This is a genomic window from Lentzea sp. NPDC102401 (assembly GCF_044765805.1).
Lineage (GTDB): Bacteria > Actinomycetota > Actinomycetes > Mycobacteriales > Pseudonocardiaceae > Lentzea > Lentzea sokolovensis.
The window spans coordinates 683,708-701,492 of the sequence record NZ_JBIWKS010000004.1 but is presented as its reverse complement, the minus strand read 5'-3'; the positions used below and the strand labels follow the sequence as shown (position 1 = coordinate 701,492).

The following is a 17,785-nucleotide window of genomic DNA, read 5'->3' as shown; positions in this document are numbered from 1 at the left end:
CTCGTAAACTGGGGCCGTGCGCATCGCCCGAATTGCTCATCCCCAAGGCGTGGCCTTCGTCGCCGTTCATGGCGACGAGGCCGCGGAAATCGCCGAACACCCCTTCGGCACGCCCACGTTCACCGGCCGGAAGTGGCCGCTGGCGGACGTGAGGCTGCTCGCGCCGATCCTGCCCACCAAGATCATTGGTGTGGGGCGGAACTACGCCGACCACGCCAAGGAACTCGGAAACGAGGTTCCCGCGGAGCCGTTGCTGTTCTTCAAGCCCAACACGTCGGTGGTCGGCCCGAACGTGGAGATCAAGCTCCCGGCCGTGTCCGAGCGCGTCGACTTCGAGGGCGAACTGGCGGTCATCATCGGCCAGCCGTGCCGCGACGTGCCGAAGGCCAAGGCCGCCAGTGTGATCATGGGTTACACGATCGCCAACGACGTCACGGCGCGCGACCTGCAGAAGAAGGACGTGCAGTTCACGCGTGCCAAGGGTTTTGACACGTTCTGTCCGTTGGGTCCGTTCATCGAGACCGAGTTCGACCCCTCCGACGTCCGCGTCGTCACCGAAGTCGACGGGGAAGTCAAACAGGACGGCCGTACTTCGTTGATGGTGCACGACATTCCGTCACTCGTGGAGTACGTCTCCGGCATCATGACGCTGCTGCCGGGCGACCTGATCCTGACCGGTACGCCGGCCGGCGTCGGGCCGATGAGGGCCGGACAGACGGTCTCCGTGACTGTGGACGGCCTCGGCACGCTCACCAATCCGGTCGCAAATAGGTAGCCGTACGGAGCAATCCGGCGTCCGGCAGGTTACGCATCCGGGTACCCGCGAGTAACTTCCCGGTGTCATGACGGACCTGGCGTCCACCCGTGTGTTGCTGGTCGACGGATCGCAGCTCATCACCGAAGGGCTGCGGCTTTCGCTGCACCGCACGCACTGCTTCCGCGTTGTGGGCATCGCCCACACCGTGGCCGAGGCTGCGCGCAGCCTGCGCGGCACTGTGGTGGACCTGGTCGTCACGGACTTCGACGTGCCGGGCGCCGGACCGCTGCGCACCGTGCGGGACACGGCGCAATACAGACCGAGCGCCCGCGTCGTCGTGCTGTCCAATGCGGACAGTCCGAGCTGGGCCCGCGCCGCTCTCGACGCCGGCGCGGTGGCCTACCTGCTGAAGACCTCGCCGGTGGCCGAGCTGTTACCGCTGATCGCGGCCGCGGTGCGGGGTGCTCCCGCCACGATCGACGCGCGGGTGGGATCGCTCGCGCGCCTGCCGTCGCGGATGCCTCCACCCGCGTCACTCGGCCGGCTGTCGGCACGGGAGTTCGACGTGCTGGCCGAGATGGCGAAGGGGATGGACAACGCGCGCATCGCCCAGCGGCTCTTCATCAGCAACGACACCGTGAAGACCCACGTGAAGGCGATCCTGCGCAAGCTGGGCGCCCGTGACCGCGCCCATGCCGTGGCGTTGGTGCTCGGCGAGAGCTCCGAGGCCTTCGTCACGACCTAGCGATGGTCTGCGGTGCCCTGCGCGCGAAGTCCGGCGCGTGCTCGGGACGCGGCCCGATCGCGATCATGTAGGCCGGCACCGCCTGCAGGAACGGCAGCTTCCGCGCGACCTTGAGCATGAACGGCGTGCCGGTGTTCGAGACCGTCGCCGTGCTGTCGAGCTTGCGGCCCAGGAACAGCCGGTGGATGACCCGCTGCATCGTCTGGATCACCACGGTCGGGAACAGCCTGCGCCCGCGCACCTTCGCGAGCGTCGCGCTCGTGACCCCGCCGTCCCGCAACGGGCGCGCGAGCACGGTGGCCGCGGCGACCGCGTCCTGCACGGCGAGGTTGATGCCCACTCCGCCGACCGGTGACATCGCGTGCGCTGCGTCACCGATGCACAGCAGCCCGTCGACGTGCCAGTGCCGCAACCGGTCCAGCTTCACGTCGAGCAGCTTCGGGTCGTCGATGGTCCTGATGTGCTCGACCCGGTCCGCGAGCCACGGGACGAGCGTGACGACCCGTTCGCGGAACTTCTCGACACCCTCGGCGCGCACGGCTTCGTCCGTTCCCTTGCGGATCAGGAAAGCGCACTGGAAGTACTCGCCGCGTGGAATGAGCACGAGTCCACTGCCGGCGCTGAACCTGCCGCCCCCACCCTTGACCGGGTCGCTTTCGTTGCGAGGCAGGCGGAACCACCACACGTCCATCGGCGCGCCGAAGCTGTAGACCGGCAGTTCCACGGCCGCGCGCAGGATCGAGCTCCGCCCGTCCGCCGCCACGACGAGGTCCGCTGTGATCTCACCCTCGTGCCCGTCGACGCGGTCCCGGTACTTCACTCCCGTGACCCTGTTGCCGCTCTTGGTGATCGCGGTGACCTCGGTGTTCATCCGCAGCGTGAACGTCGGTTCGAGCTTGCCCGCGTCCGCCAGCAGGTCCAGGAAGTCCCACTGAGGCACCATCGCGATGCGCTTGTTCGGGCCGGGAAGCCGCGACAGGTCGGCGATCGTGGCCTTGGCGCCGCCGTCGAGCAGGGCCTCGATCTTGTCGACGTCCTGGTGCGGCACCTGCTCGAACGCCGGACCGAGCCCCAGTTCGTCCAGCAGGTTGAGCGTCGACGCGTGCACCGTGTCGCCGCGGAAGTCGCGCAGGAAGTCACCGTGCTTCTCCAGCACCGTGACCTCGACGCCACCGCGTGCCAGGAGCAGTCCCAGCACCATTCCGGCAGGTCCGCCGCCGACGACGAGACAGGTCGTCCTCTCCATGTCGATCCCCTCTTTTCAACCAGTGTTGAATTAACTCCAGCATGCTCTTGATCGCGAGGTGCGTCAAGCGGAGTTCCAGTGGCGCGGCTCTCGTCCGGGTCGGTCCAATGTGGACAGTCTGAGAACCCAGGCATCGAAAAGGTTGCGGCTGGTGCGGGATGTCGTTGTGCGAGCTAGGGTGTCGCGCTCGCGGAACCGCCCGTTCGGGCAGGGATCGTTGCACCGCCGAATAACACTCGACCGGGTGATTGCATTCGGCGCTCGGAGGAGTGTCACTGGTTCGTTCGGGGCCTCGAGGTCCGCTGGATCGTGCAAGGACCTATAGGAATCACCTCGTTAGCCGAATCGGACGAGGCCCCCTCGCACCTAACCTTCCGGAGTGACAACTGCGTCCCCGACTTTCACGCGTAAGAGAACCGGCGAGATCCGCGCTGTCTGCCTGGACGTCGACGACACACTTGTCGACTACAGCAGTTCATCGCGAGCCGCGTTGGCCTCGATGGTCGGTAACGCCGACGCCTGGTCGTTGTGGCAGCGAATCACCGACGACCACGTCTCCCGTCAGCTCGCCGGTGAGCTCCAGTACGAGGCGATGCGCAACATCCGCACCCAGGCCTTCTTCGCCGCACTCGGCGAGGACCTCGAGCTGGAGGAAGCCACCCGCCGCGAGATCGGCCGCCAGGAGGTCCTCAGCTCCGGCTGGTGCCTGTTCCCGGACGTCATCCCGATGCTCGACTGGCTGCGGGCCACCGGCCTGCCCATCGCCGCGATCAGCAACGCGTCCGGCCGTCACCAGCGCGTCAAGATCGCCCAGCTCGGTCTCTCCGAGTACTTCGACGCTGTCCTCATCGCCGGCGAGGTGGGCTGCGCCAAGCCGGACCGCGTGATCTTCCACACCGCGTGCCTCGCCCTGGGGGTCTCGCCCGGCGACACCGTCCACGTGGGAGACCGCCTGCACGCCGACGCCATCGGTGCGCGCGACGCCGGAATGCACGGCGTCTGGATCAACCGCACCGGCCCCACCGGCGGCACACTGCCCGCGGGTCTGTCGTCCATCACGACGCTCGCGGAACTGCCGGAGCTCCTCGTCTGCGAGCTCTCCACCGCCAGCGCCTGAGATGTGCTCTGAGACCGGCCCCTACCTGCGTGTATGCGTTCAGGTGGGGGCCGATTTCACTTCTGGTGGGGGCGTGGTCTAGTATTTCTCACGGCAGCAACGAGGACCTCGGAACTCCTTCGGGACAACGAAGTCGATCGTGAAAGCCAATGGGGTATGGTGTAATTGGCAGCACGACTGATTCTGGTTCAGTTAGTCTAGGTTCGAGTCCTGGTACCCCAGCTGCTGCGGAAGAACTGCCCTCGGGTAAGCTTTCGGAGCTGCTGAAAATAGAATTGAATAGCCGGATTTGGACCGGCCAGAGCGATCTGATAAGGTTCAAACCAGCAAGAAGTTCTAGGGCCCCGTCGTCTAGCGGCCTAGGACGCCGCCCTCTCAAGGCGGTAGCGAGGGTTCGAATCCCTTCGGGGCTACAGAGGTGTCAGAGGCCTGTCTGCGGAGTGCGCAGACAGGCCTCTTTCGCATGCGTCCTCTGGGGGCCGAGCCCCCAGACCCCCAGCCGGCGGGCTCCGCCCCCGGACCCCCGGCGTGGGTGTTGCCCGGACCATTCGGTCAGCGCTTCGCTGCGCTCGCGAATGGGTTGGGCCTCGCTTCGCTCGTCCTGTTGATTTGCGTGACGGTGATCACCCAATTTGTGGGCGTGCATTCCTGGCGGTCTGTGGGGTCTTATCCCTTGGCGTCTAGCAAACTCAGCCACTGCGACATCGCCGTCTATCCATCAGGTTGCCGCCCGTAATCGCTGCGCCCCGCTTCGCTTGCCAGGCCTGCCCGCTGCCCTTCCGGCTCGTTTCTCGCCGCGGCACCTTCGCCTCCTCGGCCTTGCCTCTCGCCTCTCCTGACTTCCGCTTGCGTGGGGCCCTTCTTCGGGTGGCGTTGGGCCGGATGGCCCTGGGGGCTGTTGAGGGGTGGTTGCCGCGTGTCGTTTGGGATGGGCGGCGTGTCGGGGGTGGGAAAGGTGCCGGCCGCCCTCCCTGGGGGAGAGCGGCCGGGGGTGTGCGTTGGTGCTTTAGAGGCGGCTTTGTAGCGCTTCGGCTGCGGCCAGTAGGTCCGCTGCCCAGCGGGCGCCTGGGCGGCGGCCCATTCGGTCAATTGGGCCGCTTACCGAGACTGCGGCCACTACGGCGCCTGAGGAGTCTCGTACTGGGGCTGAGACTGAAGCTACGCCTGGTTCTCGTTCTGCCACGCTTTGTGCCCAGCCTCGGCGGCGGACTTCCAGCAGGGTGCGTTCGCCGTAGACGGCGTCGGCCAGGACTGCGCGTTGGGTGCCCGGGTCTGACCACGCGGCCAGGACCTTGGCGCCTGAGCCCGCTGTCATCGGGAGCCTGGCGCCGATGGGAACTGTGTCGCGCAGGCCTGAAGGCGGTTCTGCCGAGGAGACGCAGACTCGTTGCATGCCGTCGCGGCGGTAGAGCTGCACGCTCTCGCCGGTGATGTCGCGCAGGCGCGGCAGTACTGAGGAAGCGGCGTCCAGCAACGGGTCTGTCGCGCCGCCCGCGAGTTCGGCCAGAGCGGCGCCGGGGCGCCAGCGGCCGTCGGAGCCTCGGCGCAGCAACCTGTGCACCTCAAGGCCTACGGCCAGGCGGTGCGCGGTCGCTCGCGGGAGGCCGGTGCGGTTGCACAACTCGGCCAGGCCACAAGGATCTTTTGCTACGGCGTTCAACACGGCCACTGCCTTGTCCAGCACGCCGATCCCGCTATGCTGTCCCACAAGCCGATACTAACTTCCCAGACAGTGAGAAGTCCAGATCTGTCGGCGCGTCCATAATGTGGGAGATGTCGCGATGAGCCGCACGCTCGCGGAGAAGGTGTGGGAGGCACACGTTGTGCGCCACGGAAGTGGCGCGGAGCCGGACCTGCTTTACATCGACCTCCATCTGCTGCACGAAGTCACCAGCCCCCAGGCGTTCGACGGGCTGCGCCTTGCGAACCGCAAGCTGCGCAGGGCCGATCTCACGATCGCCACCGAGGATCACAACGTTCCGACCGTCGACATCGACAAGCCGATCGCGGATCTGGTGTCGCGCACGCAGGTTGAGACGCTCCGGCGCAACTGCGCGGAGTTCGGGGTGCGGCTGCACCCGATGGGGGACTTCGAGCAGGGCATCGTCCACGTGGTGGGCCCGCAGCTCGGCCTCACGCAGCCGGGAATGACGGTGGTGTGCGGCGACAGTCACACGAGCACCCACGGTGCGTTCGGCGCGCTGGCGTTCGGCATCGGCACGTCCGAGGTGGAGCACGTGATGGCGACGCAGACGTTGCCGTTGCGTCCGTTCAAGACGATGGCCATCAACGTCAACGGCCCGCTCGGCGAAGGCGTCACGGCGAAGGACATCATCCTCGCCGTCATCGCGAAGATCGGAACCGGTGGCGGACAGGGCTATGTGCTCGAGTACCGCGGCGACGCCATCGAGGCGCTGTCGATGGAAGCGCGCATGACGGTCTGCAACATGTCGATCGAGGCGGGCGCGCGCGCCGGCATGATCGCACCGGACGACACGACTTTCGACTACATCTTCGGTCGTCCGCACGCGCCGTCCGGCGCGGACTGGGACGCGGCCGTCGAGTACTGGAAGACGCTGCGCACCGACGACGACGCGACTTTCGACGCGGAGGTCCACATCTCCGCGGCCGAGCTCACTCCGTTCGTCACGTGGGGCACGAACCCCGGCCAGGGCCTGCCTCTGAGCGCGAACGTCCCCGACCCCGAGAAGATCGTGGACGAGAACGAGCGCGTGGCCGCGGAGAAGGCGCTGACGTACATGGGCCTCGAGCCCGGCACGCCGCTGCGCGACATCCACGTGGACACGGTGTTCCTCGGCTCCTGCACCAACGGGCGCATCGAGGACCTGCGCGCCGCGGCGGACGTCATCAAGGGGAAGCACGTCGCTTCAGGAGTACGGATGCTGGTCGTCCCCGGTTCGATGCGGGTGCGCAAGCAGGCCGAGGACGAGGGCCTGGACAAGGTCTTCCTCGACGCGGGCGCCGAGTGGCGGCAGGCCGGCTGCTCGATGTGCCTTGGCATGAACCCGGATCAGCTCGCGCCCGGCGAGCGCAGCGCGTCGACCTCCAACCGCAACTTCGAGGGCAGGCAGGGCAAGGGCGGCAGGACGCACCTCGTCTCCCCGCTCGTCGCCGCCGCCACGGCCGTGCGCGGCACCCTCTCCGCCCCCGCAGACCTGGAGGTCTGACCATGGACGCCTTCACCACCCACACGGGCGTCGGTGTGCCGCTGCGCAGGTCCAACGTGGACACCGACCAGATCATCCCGGCCGTCTACCTCAAGCGCGTGACCCGCACCGGGTTCGAGGACGGGCTCTTCGCCGCCTGGCGCGGCGACGAGCACTTCATCCTCAACCAGGAGCCGTTCAAGGCGGGCAGCGTCCTCGTTGCGGGCCCTGACTTCGGCACCGGGTCCTCTCGGGAACACGCCGTCTGGGCGTTGATGGACTACGGCTTCCGCGTCGTCATCTCGTCCCGGTTCGCGGACATCTTCCGGGGCAACTCCGGCAAGCAGGGGCTCGTGGCGGCGCAGTGCAGCCAGTCCGATGTCGAGCTGCTGTGGAAGTTGCTGGAGTCCGAACCCGGCACGGCGGTCACGGTGGACCTCACCGACAAGACCGTTCGCGCCAAGGACTTGGTTGCCCCGTTCGAGATCGACGACTACACCCGCTGGCGCCTTCTCGAAGGCCTCGACGACATCGCTTTGACGCTGCGCCACGAGCCTGAGATCAGCGCATTCGAGGGCAATCGCCAGACTTGGCTGCCCACAACGGATCCGCTTCCGGCGGTCTGAGAGGGGGCCGGATTCTCCCCTTGAGAGGGGCGAATCCGGCGCCTCCTGTCCCTCGAAGGGGCGCAATTAGCCACGCCACAACGAAAAATCTGGCGTGGCGATTGGTATTTCTCGCGTTTTGGGCCTACCGTTGCGTTCTAGTCGGCCCGCTCTCTTAGGGCCGTGAGCGTCCTGGGAGGGACTGACGGTGAATAAGGCCCAGCTCATCGAGGCGCTCGCCGAGCGCCTTGGAGACAAGAAGACCGCCGGCGCTGCTGTTGACGGCCTCGTGGACGTGATCGTCCGCAGCGTCAACAAGGGCGAGAAGGTCAACATCACGGGCTTCGGCGTCTTCGAGAAGCGCGCCCGTGCGGCTCGCACCGCGCGTAACCCGCGCACGGGCGAGACCGTGAAGGTCAAGAAGACCAACGTGCCCGCGTTCCGCCCCGGCTCGACGTTCAAGGACGTCATCAGCGGTGCGAAGAAGCTGCCGAAGGCCGTTGCCGCCAAGGCTGCCGCGAAGCCCGCGGCCGCTGCCGCCGCGAAGCCCGCTGCTGCCAAGGCTCCGGCGACCAAGGCCGCGACGACTCGCGCGACGACCACGACGCGCACCCGCACGGCCGCGGCCGCCACCAAGGCGCCCGCGACCCGTCGCACCACCACGGCCGCGGCGAAGCCCGCTGCTGCCAAGGCGCCTGCGAAGGCGACCGCCACGAAGGCGGCTGCCAAGCCGGCCGCGGCTGCGAAGGCCCCCGCGGTCCGCAAGACCGCTGCTGCCAAGACGACTGCTGCCGCCAAGACGACGGCTGCGGCCAAGCCCGCTGCGAAGACCGCGGCTGCGAAGCCGGCTGCTCGCAAGACGGCTGCCAAGAAGAAGTGAGACGGGCCTCCTGAGGGAGGCTGCGTCACTTCAGGAACCACGCGGAAGGCCCCGGTGTGCGCACACCGGGGCCTTCGTGTTTTTTGGCCGCTGCTCCGCAGACGGCGGCGAGTTCGCCGGGAAGTCGCGAACTCGCGAAAGGCGGTGGGGGAGTCGCCTGGGGCGTCCGGGAAGTCGCAGCAGGCGTGGAGGAGCTGCCTGGCACGCCTGGAACACGGCTGAGGCGGCGTGGGGGCCGAGGTGATTGACATGCCTGGAGAGCCGTCCGCATTCGTGGCAAGGCAGGAGAGAAGCCTGTGCCGAGGCTCCGGAAACGTTCCGCCGAGCCAGAGTCAGCCCGCCCGCGGCACGACTGTGAGACGCCACTCAGAATTCCGGAACCCGGCCTGGAGGATTGCCCGGCGCGGTTCCTCCGAACCGCCGGTCCGCCAATAGAAATAACGCCGCCACGCCTGCTAACGCCCCCGGTGCAAGCGAAACCGCCGCCTTCCGGCCCGACTTGGTTGCCACAGGCGAACTTTCGTCAGAGCGGGAAGACGGCGGCTGAAAACGTCTGCAGCAGCGACTAGGGACGCGGCAGCGGCGAGGCCAGGTAGTGCGCCGACACCAGGGTTGGCCAGCTCGAAGGCGAGTCCGAAGTGGACCACGTGCCGAACGGCCTGGTGAAGGCCAACACCCACGCGCTGCCCTTCTTGCAGGGGATTTCGTCGAGCCGCAGCCCGCCCATCTCCGCCAGCGACTGCACGACGGACGGAATCACCCCGCCCTGCGAGGAGACGACGGCCCGGCCTTCGTCGGCCGCGACCTCCAGCAGGCGCACCAGACCGGCGTCCGGGTCGGGCCAGTAGCCCTCCTCCGACAGCCGGTGCTCCTCGACCATCTCCACGGACAGGTCGGTTGCCACGGCCCGCACGGTGTCCGCGCAACGCACCCTGGGCGCGGTGTGGACGCGCACCGGTGCCCACAGGGGCAACAACGTGCGCAGTGCGGCGGCCTGACGCCAGCCCGCGTCCGAGAGCGGGCGCAGGTCGTCGTCGCCGTCCCACTCGGAACGCTTCCCTGCCTTCGCGTGCCGCACCAGCACGACCAGCAGCAGGTCCGCGGGCAGGCGCGCGAACTCCGCCAGCACGTCCCGGTCCGGTGCGTAGGTGAGCAACTCCGACGCCTCGGCGACCGGCAGCCACCGCAGAACGTCGACCTCTTCGTTGGCGACGAAGGAACCGGAAACGGCCTGAGCGGCGTAGTAGTCGACGGTCTTCGGCACGCCCTTCACCGAATACGACACCTGCCGGAGATGGCGGCCGAGCACGCAGGAGAAGCCCGTCTCCTCCTCGATCTCCCGCACGGCGCAGGCGGGAATCGTCTCTCCGGAGTCGAGTTTGCCCTTCGGCAACGACCAGTCGTCATAACGCTGACGGTGCACGACCGCGACTTCGACGTTTCCGTCCGCATCGCGCCAGAGCACCGCCCCAGCAGCTTTGATCACCCAAGAGCTCCGTGCCTGTGCAGCAGTTCCATCTGATGGTCCCGCACGGACGAGCCGTCCGACGGCGAGGCTTCCCATTCTCCGTCAGCGCGCAGAACCCAGCAGCGCGTGTGCGGGTCGAGCGCCGACTCGAACATGTCGGCCAGTTGCTTGGTCAGCCGCGGGTCGGCCACGCGCAGGGCGACCTCGACGCGGCGGTCCAGGTTGCGGTGCATCATGTCCGCGCTGCCGATCCAGTACTCGTCGCAGGCGACGAAGTGGAAGACGCGCGAGTGCTCCAGGAACCGGCCCAGGATCGACCGCACCTGGATGTTCTCCGACAGTCCCTTGATGCCCGGCTTCAGGCCGCAGATGCCGCGCACGACCACGTCGACGGGCACGCCGGCCTGCGACGCCCGGTACAGCGCGTCGATGACCTGCTCGTCCACGAGCGAGTTCACCTTGATGCGGACACCGGAGGGTTCGCCCGCCTGCGCGCGCTCGATCTCCATGTTGATCCGGTCGACGATTCCCTTGCGGACGCCGTAGGGCGCGACGAGCAACGAGCGGTACTCGTCCTGGCGCGCATAACCGGTCAGCACGTTGAAGAGGTCGGTGAGATCCGCGCCGATCGTCGGCTCGGCCGTCAGGATGCCGACGTCCTCGTACAACCGCGCGGTCTTCGGGTTGTAGTTGCCGGTGCCGATGTGGCAGTAACGGCGGATCGTCGAGCCTTCCTGACGGACGACCAACGACGTCTTGCAGTGCGTCTTCAGGCCCACCAGGCCGTAGACGACGTGCACGCCAGCCTTTTCCAGCGCCCGCGCCCACTTGATGTTCGCCTGCTCGTCGAAGCGCGCCTTCAGCTCCACCAGCGCCACGACCTGCTTGCCCGCCTCGGCCGCGTCGATCAGCGCGTCGACGATCGGCGAGTCGCCTGAGGTGCGGTACAGCGTCTGCTTGATGGCGAGCACGTGCGGGTCGGCCGCGGCCTGCTCGATGAAGCGCTGCACGGACGTGGAGAACGAGTCGTACGGGTGGTGCACGAGAACATCACCCTCGCGCAGCGTCGCGAAAACGCTCTTCGGCGTCTCGCGTTCCCCGAACGCCGGGTGCGTCGCCGGCACGAACGCCGGGTCCTTCAACGTCTTGCGGTCGATGCCGTAGAGCTGCCACAGGCACGACAGATCGAGCAGGCCGGGCACGGTCACGACATCGTGCGGGTCGACCTCCATCTCCCGCAGCAGCAGTTCGAGCATGTGCTCGGTCATGTCGTCGGCGACTTCCAGCCGCACCGGCGGGCCGAACCGGCGCCGCGCGAGCTCGCGTTCCAGCGCCTGCAACAGGTCCTCGTCGCGGTCCTCCTCGACCTCGAGGTCCGCGTTGCGCGTCACCCGGAACGCGTGGCACTCGATGACCTCCATGCCGGTGAACAGCTCGCCCAGATGCGCGGCGATGAGTTCCTCCAGCGGCAGGAAGGTCGCGGAAGTGGACGACCGGTCCCCCTCCACCCGCACCAGGCGCGGCACGTTGTCCGGCACCTTCACGCGGGCGAACCGCTCGCCGCCGCCCTCGGGATCGCGCACGGTCACGGCGAGGTTCAGCGACAGCCCCGAGATGTAGGGGAACGGGTGCGCCGGGTCGACCGCCAGCGGCGTCAGGACCGGGAACACCTGCTCGCTGAAGTAGTTGGAGAGCCTCAACCGGTCGTAGTCCGTGAGGTCGCCCCACGTCACGATGCTGATCCGGTGCTCTTCCAGGCCCGGCCGGATGTGGTCGAGGAACGTGCGGGCGTGCTGCTCCACGAGTTCCTGCGTGCGCTTGGAGATCGACACGAGCTGCTCTTGCGGGGTGAGCCCGTCCGCGCTGCGCACCGAGAGACCGGTCTCCGCGCGGCGCTTCAGGCCCGCGACCCGGACCATGTAGAACTCGTCCAGGTTCGAGGCGAAGATCGCGAGGAACTTCGCGCGCTCCAGCAACGGCTGCGAGGAGTCCTCGGCCAGGGCGAGCACGCGGGCGTTGAAGTCCAACCAGGACAGTTCACGGTTGAAATACCGGTCGTCCGGCAGGTCGGTCGGTATCGCGCTGGGCGTCACGGCAGGCGGCGCGGAAGGCACGCCGCGCAACGGAGCGGCGGCCGTGGGGCCCCGTTCGACCTTCGCCCGCGTCGTGGACACCCGCCGGGTCGCCGCGCGAGGAGGCTTGCGCGGGGTCGCCGCTGCCGCTTTCGCACCGGAGGTGCGGCGTCGCGAGGGGGTCGCCTTACCGTCGTTGTCGTCGTCCTTGCTCACGTCACGCATTGTGGCGCACTATCGTCGTGAGCGCCCCTAAGCAGAACGTCCGTTCGGTGAACTCCTCGTCACAGAACAGGCATGCGAAGAGCGGTAACGGCCCCGCCGGGACTACGTTCGAGGGTCACCCGCTGCCCCGGACGCAGCATTCGCCAGCCACCCGCCGTGACGGCTTCGGCACTCACGTCGACGAGAACGCCGTCATCACGCAGAACGACGGCAGAGCCGTCACTGTTAAAAGTAGACACGGTCGCCTGCACGGACCAGAACCCTAGACGTTCGGACCTACACGGGTTGTTCGGCGCGCTGCCAGGGTCGATTCATGAAGGTTATGGCCACGATCACCGCGGCGACCCTGTTGGCCTTCACCACGGCAGGACTGGCTTCGGCTGCCTCAGCCGAAGCCAGGATTCCGAAGGTGGACAAACCACGACTGCAGGCGGCGGCGAAGAACGTCCGCCTGAAAGCCTCACTTCCCGGTACGGAACGGGCCATCTCGATCGCGTTCGCCCAGTACGGCAAGCGTGACGTGGCGTTCGTGAGCATGGAGACCGGGCTCAAGACGTTCGACGTCACCGACCTTGACCAGCCCAAGCTCCTCGACCACCTCACCAAGGAGGAGATGGCGCTGCCGGGCGACGACCCGACGAAGCGCTTCTGGGAGAACGAGGACATCAACGTCGACCCGAAGCGCAAGCTCGCGTTCCTGGCGCGCGAGGTCAACTCGTTCGGGCGCGCACTGCCCGGCGACCGGCCGACCGGCAACTACATCGTGTCCGCTGTGGACCCCGCCGACCTCAAGATCCTCAGCTTTCACCGGCAGAACACCGGTCACACGAGCACCTGCGTCAACGACTGCCAGTTCCTCTGGACGGCAGGACTGGACAGGTCGGATGCCAAGACCGGGCGGATCTTCGTCACCGACATCCGTGATCCGAAGACCCCGAAGGAACTGCCGGTCTCCGTCGACGTCCGCGGCAAGGCAGGCGAGGGGAAGATCACGCACGACGTCCAGGTCGACGCGCAGGGAATCGCGTGGGTCGCGGGCGACGACGGCACCCGCGGCTACTACACGCAGGGCTGGCACCGCGACCCGTTGAGCGGCAAGTACCGCGAGGCGAAGGCGTGGGATCCCGTCGCGTACGCGGGCGGCACGGTGCCGAAGGCGGACATGCCGACCTCGTTCACGCACAACTCGTTCCGCCCGATCGGCCGCACGCTGCTCGACGGTCCGTTGCCCACGCGCGAGAACCCGCCGGGCTCGTTGCTGCTGCACACCGAGGAGGCGTTCGGTTCGCCCACCTGCAAGACCGAGGGCCGGTTCGTCATCTCCTCGCTGCAGGGCACGCACAACGGTGAGGGCTGGGGCGAGCAGCCCAAGGAGATGAGGACCGTCGGCATCTGGAGCCCGGACGACCAGGAGGGCACGATCCCCGGCGACGTCACGTGTTCCGCGCACTACTTCGACGTGCAGAAGAGGATCGTGGCCTACTCCTGGTACAACCAGGGCACGCGGTTCCTCGACATCTCCAACCCCGCCAGGCCGATCCAGATCGGGTACTGGCGGCCGGACACCGCGACCTCGTGGGCGCCGTACTGGCACCGGAACACCGTGTTCGTGGCGGACATCTCGCGCGGCGTCGAGATCCTGCAGCTGGAGAAGGGCGCCTACGAGGCGCAGGCGAGCGGCACGCCCGTGACGCTGACCGCCCACCACGCCAGGGAACTGGCCAGGGAGAGCGACCGGGAACCCGTGCCGCTCGCCCCGAACCCGTTCTACGGCTGGGCCTGTCCGATGGTCGCGAGCCGCGACGACTCGGACTGCGGCGTGGGAGCCTGCGGCGCACCCTGCTGAGCGAGCCCTGCCCTGACGGCGGCTTTCGCGCGCTGGCGGGTGATCACGCGCCGGCCGAGGTTGATCATCGGGATCTCCACGGTCACGTAGAGGACACTCGCCAGCGCCAGCCCCAGCGCCGTGACCACGACGGACTGGCCTAGACCGGACAACGCGGGCCAGAAGAACGCGATGATCGTCGCGGCGATCGTCTGCACCAGGTAGAGCGAGTACGAACGCTCGCCGACGAACTGCATCGGCTTGGTGGACAGGAAGGTCGTGGCCGGTCCCGGCGCGATCATCGCGGTCAGCAGCACCGCCGTCGCGAGCGCGTACACCGGGATGACCAGCACGTGACCGGGAATTCCGTTGATCCCGTCGAGGAAAGCGGCGATCGGCTTCACGCTGAGGTGCACCGCGACGAATCCCGCGGCGACGACCACCTGCGCGGGCCGGTTCGTCAGTGGGCGCAGCAGGGCGAATCCACGCGGGCTGTGCAACGCGATCGCGAGCAGCACGCCGGTCAGGATCGAGAAGTAGTGCAGCGGCCAGCCGGGGTTGCTGTGCGACGCCGTGAAGTTCACGACCACCAGCGCGAGCAGCATGCCCAGGACGGCGGCACCGGCGCGGCGCCGCAGCACGACGGTGCCCAGCGCGATCGCCACCAGCGGCCAGACCAGGTAGAACTTCTGCTCGATGCCCAGCGACCAGGACTGTCCGTACGGGCTGGCGCCGGCGAACTCGTTGGTGAACGTGAGGAAGTACTTGAGCGCGGAGCCGATCCCGTTGCTGACGAACGTGCCGAAGAGCACCGAGCCGGCGACCGTCACGAGCAGGACCACGAAGTAGACCGGCAGAATCCGGAACGCCCGCCGCAGGTAGAACTCACCGAGCGAGATCTCGCCGGTCCTGGTCTCCTCGCGCAGCATCAGCGTGGTGATCAGGAATCCGCTGAGGACGAAGAACATCTGGACACCGGCCCAGCCCTGGAGCCAGTCGGGGCCGCCGTAGTGGAAGAAGACGACGAGCACCGCGGCAATGGCACGCAGGCCGTCGAGGGCGGGAAAGCGGCGCAACGCCAGGTAGTCGGCGTGCGTCAATGAACTCATGCAGGTACACCTCAGGACAACGCGTCGGGGAACGACGTCGGGGGATGCGTCGTTTGCAGCAGGGGATACGGATGTAAAGGTGCCGGGGTTCCCTGTTGCGTTGCCTGAACCAACACTTTCGTGTCGTTCGTCACGGCATCAACACCTGCTCAGCGGTGAAAGCTCCGACAGCGGGGCGGCCGCCGCGACGCGCCAGCCCTGCTGTGTCAACGCTCCGCCGTGGACTTCCAGCCAGTACGCGCCTTCGGTCGTGTGCATGGTCGCGCCGCTGCGGATGTCCGTGACGTAGGACGACTCCGACTGCCACGACACGAAGTCGCCGCTGACCCGCGGGAACACGATGCCCTCCGTCCTCGGCACCGACTTGATCCCGGCCAGCTCACGCGGTTCGGTCCAGCCTTCACGCCAGCCGCGCAGCTCGTCGTCCTGCGTCCACACCACCGTGCTGCCGTCGGACGCCACGCTGCCGATCGGTGCCGCGTTCTTCAGCTGCTCGGGCAACGCCGCCTCGGCGCGGAACCTCCCGTCCTGCAGCCAGACGACCGCGTCGCCGAGGAACACGGGTTCCTCGCCCTGGCCGACGATCCTGTCCTTCTTCTTGGCGAGGTCGTAGAGGTGCACGCCCCTGCTGTCCGACCAGGCGGCTTTGCCGTTGTGCACCACGGCCCCGCTGCCGCCGATCGGCACGGGCGCGCCGTCGTTGCGCGAGTCCCACGCGTAGGTCGTCGTGGTGTGGTCGGCAGGGCTCGGCGTCGTGGAGAACGTCACCCAGCGTCCGTCGAACTCGACGCCGAAGAGCTGCGCGTCGTTCTGCACCGCCATGACCTGCTGGCGTTTCCCGTGGTCGCGCAGCACGAGCTCGGTGGTCCTGTTGCGAGTGGTCTTCACCAGCGTCGTGCCGGCGTCCTCGTTCGCGGCGACGACGGTGACCTTCTCGTGCGAGCCCGCCTCTGTCCTGTTGCGCGACAGCCTGTCTTTCCAGTCCTGGGGCAACTCCGCCCTGCACGTGCTGAGCTTGCTCTCCGCCGTGTAGTCGGATGGACGGTCGATCGGAAAGGCGGCCACACAGCCCGCGAGGGCCGTGACACCCGCCAGCGCGATGAGCGCTCGCATCAGTCTCCCAAGTCGTGATCACCCCGGTGACCCGGAAGACGCGTGACGACTGCTCAGGTTGTCCAGGCGGGGAAGGCGTTCGCGGTGTGCGTGCCGAGGCCGAGCATGAGCGCGAGCCGCAGGTCTTCTTCCGTGTCCACGTCACAGCGCAACGACGGCCACGCGCCGATCAGCGCGACCGCACCGGAAACGCGGTGGTGCCCGGCCGATCCGACGCCGAACCTCGGGTCGAGTTCTCCACCGGGCGCGGCGAGGAGCAGTGTCGTGCCGGTGCCCTGACGGTCCGGCACGAACGCACGCCGTCCGGCCGAGGCTCCGAGCGCGGCCTGCAACTCGTCAGGTTTGAGCGCCGGCAGGTCGGCTTGGAGCGCGCCGATGCGGGACGACCGGAGCGTGCGCGCGCCGTGCCGCAAAGCCGCGTTGAGTCCGGGCTCGGCGGGCTCCGGCAGCGACTCGACGCCGAGAGCGGCCATTTCGGACGCGACGGCCGGATCCGATGTGATCGTGACCACTCGGCGGACGCCGGGGGTGGCGACGGCGGCGCTCACCGTGTCGAGGGCGAGCGCGAGCGCCAGCGCCGCGTGTGAGACCGGATCTCCGCCGGTCGCGCTGGTCAGCCTGGTCTTGGCCCTGTCGAGGGTCTTGACCGGGACCACTAGGTCAATCTCATCCCGCACCTCGCCATAGTCCACGATTTGCCGACTACTGTGCTGTCGGGCGCAGATCTAGCAGGTGAGGAGAGGCCTCGTGGCCAAAAGGGAGAAGGGCGGCTTTTGGGTCGGGGTCGCCGCGGCGATCGTCTACCCGATGTCGTTCGTGCTGGGCAGGCACCGGACGGTGCACGGTGAGCGCATCCCGCGCGAAGGTGCCGCACTGCTTGTCATGAACCACATCTCGCACCTCGACCCGTGCTACGACGCCATGTTCGTGCACAAGCACTACCGGGTGCCGCGCTTCCTCGGGAAGCACAGCCTGTGGAACGTGCCGATCATGGGCGCGATCCTGAAGGGCGCGGAGCAGATCCCGGTCTACCGGGGCACGGCGGACGCGCAGCAGAGCCTGCGTGCGGCGCACGAGGCGCTGGCGACCGGCAAGCTCGTGGTGATCTACCCGGAGGGGACGATCACCAAGGACCCCGACGGCTGGCCCGCGAACTCCCGCACGGGCGTGGCCCGGCTCGCGCTGCAGCACGACGGCCCGGTCATCCCCGTCGCCCGCTGGGGCACGCTCGACCTCTACAACCACTACGCGAAGAAGTTCCGGCCGTTCCCGCGCAAGACGATCACGCACTTCGTCGGCGAACCGGTCGACCTCTCCGCCTACCGCGGCAGGGAGGAGACGCTCCCGATGCTGCGTGAGGTCACCGACCTGCTGATGGGCGCGGTCAAGGAGCACCTGGCCGAGGTGCGTCAGGAGCCGGCCCCCGAGGGCTTCTACGGACCCAGGAAGGCCTGAA

At 67.9% G+C, this 17,785-nt stretch carries 15 protein-coding genes and 2 tRNA genes; 10 read left to right on the top strand and 7 right to left on the bottom strand.

The window, feature by feature from the left end; all coding sequences use genetic code 11:
* Positions 1 to 16: 16 nt before the first annotated feature.
* On the top strand, positions 17 to 775 hold the full coding sequence (locus tag ACIRG5_RS18485) for a fumarylacetoacetate hydrolase family protein (protein ID WP_319977648.1): 759 nt from the start codon (positions 17 to 19) through the stop codon (positions 773 to 775).
* A gap of 67 nt (positions 776 to 842) precedes the next feature.
* Positions 843 to 1,502, top strand: a complete 660-nt coding sequence (locus ACIRG5_RS18480; protein WP_319977647.1) for a response regulator transcription factor — start codon at positions 843 to 845, stop codon at positions 1,500 to 1,502.
* On the opposite strand, the gene ACIRG5_RS18475 is transcribed toward ACIRG5_RS18480, so the two are convergent.
* On the bottom strand, positions 1,492 to 2,748 hold the full coding sequence (locus ACIRG5_RS18475) for an FAD-dependent oxidoreductase (protein WP_402905982.1): 1,257 nt from the start codon (positions 2,746 to 2,748) through the stop codon (positions 1,492 to 1,494). The genes ACIRG5_RS18480 and ACIRG5_RS18475 overlap by 11 nt on opposite strands.
* 379 nt (positions 2,749 to 3,127) lie before the next feature.
* Here ACIRG5_RS18475 and ACIRG5_RS18470 point away from each other — a divergent pair, with 379 nt between their 5' ends.
* The 3 genes from ACIRG5_RS18470 (at position 3,128) to ACIRG5_RS18460 (ending at position 4,278) form a co-directional block, all read left to right on the top strand.
* Positions 3,128 to 3,865 (top strand): HAD family hydrolase, encoded by a 738-nt coding sequence (locus ACIRG5_RS18470; protein WP_402905980.1) that lies wholly within the window; start codon positions 3,128 to 3,130, stop codon positions 3,863 to 3,865.
* Between the two features lie 150 nt (positions 3,866 to 4,015).
* Positions 4,016 to 4,087: transfer RNA gene (locus tag ACIRG5_RS18465), tRNA-Gln, on the top strand.
* A 118-nt stretch (positions 4,088 to 4,205) separates the two neighbouring features.
* Positions 4,206 to 4,278: transfer RNA gene (locus ACIRG5_RS18460), tRNA-Glu, on the top strand.
* Positions 4,279 to 4,871: 593 nt separating this feature from the next.
* Here ACIRG5_RS18460 and ACIRG5_RS18455 read toward each other — a convergent pair.
* Positions 4,872 to 5,573 carry an IclR family transcriptional regulator gene (locus ACIRG5_RS18455; RefSeq protein ID WP_053736944.1) on the bottom strand — a complete coding sequence of 234 codons (702 nt, stop codon included), beginning with the start codon at positions 5,571 to 5,573 and terminating at the stop codon, positions 4,872 to 4,874.
* Between the two features lie 73 nt (positions 5,574 to 5,646).
* On the opposite strand from ACIRG5_RS18455, the gene leuC reads away from it, so the two are divergent.
* The 3 genes from leuC (at position 5,647) to ACIRG5_RS18440 (ending at position 8,517) form a co-directional block, all read left to right on the top strand.
* Complete coding sequence (gene leuC / locus ACIRG5_RS18450; protein ID WP_402905978.1) at positions 5,647 to 7,053, top strand: 3-isopropylmalate dehydratase large subunit; 1,407 nt, start codon at positions 5,647 to 5,649, stop codon at positions 7,051 to 7,053.
* Between the two features lie 2 nt (positions 7,054 to 7,055).
* Entirely contained in the window at positions 7,056 to 7,658 is a 603-nt protein-coding gene (gene leuD, locus ACIRG5_RS18445) for a 3-isopropylmalate dehydratase small subunit (RefSeq protein ID WP_093593157.1), read from the top strand.
* A gap of 187 nt (positions 7,659 to 7,845) precedes the next feature.
* Positions 7,846 to 8,517: an HU family DNA-binding protein gene (locus ACIRG5_RS18440; RefSeq protein ID WP_402905976.1), complete on the top strand. Its 672-nt coding sequence runs from the start codon at positions 7,846 to 7,848 to the stop codon at positions 8,515 to 8,517.
* A gap of 565 nt (positions 8,518 to 9,082) precedes the next feature.
* On the opposite strand, the gene ACIRG5_RS18435 is transcribed toward ACIRG5_RS18440, so the two are convergent.
* Both ACIRG5_RS18435 and ACIRG5_RS18430 read right to left on the bottom strand, forming a co-directional pair.
* A complete protein-coding gene (locus tag ACIRG5_RS18435) occupies positions 9,083 to 10,000 on the bottom strand; it encodes an NUDIX domain-containing protein (RefSeq protein WP_402906217.1) in 918 nt (305 codons plus the stop codon).
* A complete protein-coding gene (locus ACIRG5_RS18430; RefSeq protein ID WP_402905974.1) occupies positions 10,000 to 12,282 on the bottom strand; it encodes an RNA degradosome polyphosphate kinase in 2,283 nt (760 codons plus the stop codon). Before ACIRG5_RS18430 ends, ACIRG5_RS18435 begins: the two co-directional genes overlap by 1 nt.
* A 409-nt stretch (positions 12,283 to 12,691) precedes the next feature.
* Between ACIRG5_RS18430 and ACIRG5_RS18425 the strand changes: the two genes are divergently transcribed.
* Positions 12,692 to 14,128: an LVIVD repeat-containing protein gene (locus ACIRG5_RS18425; RefSeq protein ID WP_402905972.1), complete on the top strand. Its 1,437-nt coding sequence runs from the start codon at positions 12,692 to 12,694 to the stop codon at positions 14,126 to 14,128.
* Here ACIRG5_RS18425 and ACIRG5_RS18420 read toward each other — a convergent pair.
* The 3 genes from ACIRG5_RS18420 to cofC all read right to left on the bottom strand — a co-directional run bounded on the left by ACIRG5_RS18420 (position 14,050) and on the right by cofC (position 17,006).
* Positions 14,050 to 15,216 (bottom strand): acyltransferase family protein, encoded by a 1,167-nt coding sequence (locus tag ACIRG5_RS18420; RefSeq protein ID WP_402905971.1) that lies wholly within the window; start codon positions 15,214 to 15,216, stop codon positions 14,050 to 14,052. The genes ACIRG5_RS18425 and ACIRG5_RS18420 overlap by 79 nt on opposite strands.
* Before the next feature lie 138 nt (positions 15,217 to 15,354).
* Entirely contained in the window at positions 15,355 to 16,329 is a 975-nt protein-coding gene (locus ACIRG5_RS18415) for a hypothetical protein (RefSeq protein WP_402905969.1), read from the bottom strand.
* Positions 16,330 to 16,382: 53 nt separating this feature from the next.
* Positions 16,383 to 17,006, bottom strand: coding sequence for a 2-phospho-L-lactate guanylyltransferase (gene cofC, locus ACIRG5_RS18410; RefSeq protein WP_402905968.1), 624 nt, complete (start codon positions 17,004 to 17,006; stop codon positions 16,383 to 16,385).
* Between the two features lie 70 nt (positions 17,007 to 17,076).
* On the opposite strand from cofC, the gene ACIRG5_RS18405 reads away from it, so the two are divergent.
* On the top strand, positions 17,077 to 17,784 hold the full coding sequence (locus ACIRG5_RS18405; protein WP_402905966.1) for a lysophospholipid acyltransferase family protein: 708 nt from the start codon (positions 17,077 to 17,079) through the stop codon (positions 17,782 to 17,784).
* Position 17,785 lies beyond the last annotated feature (1 nt).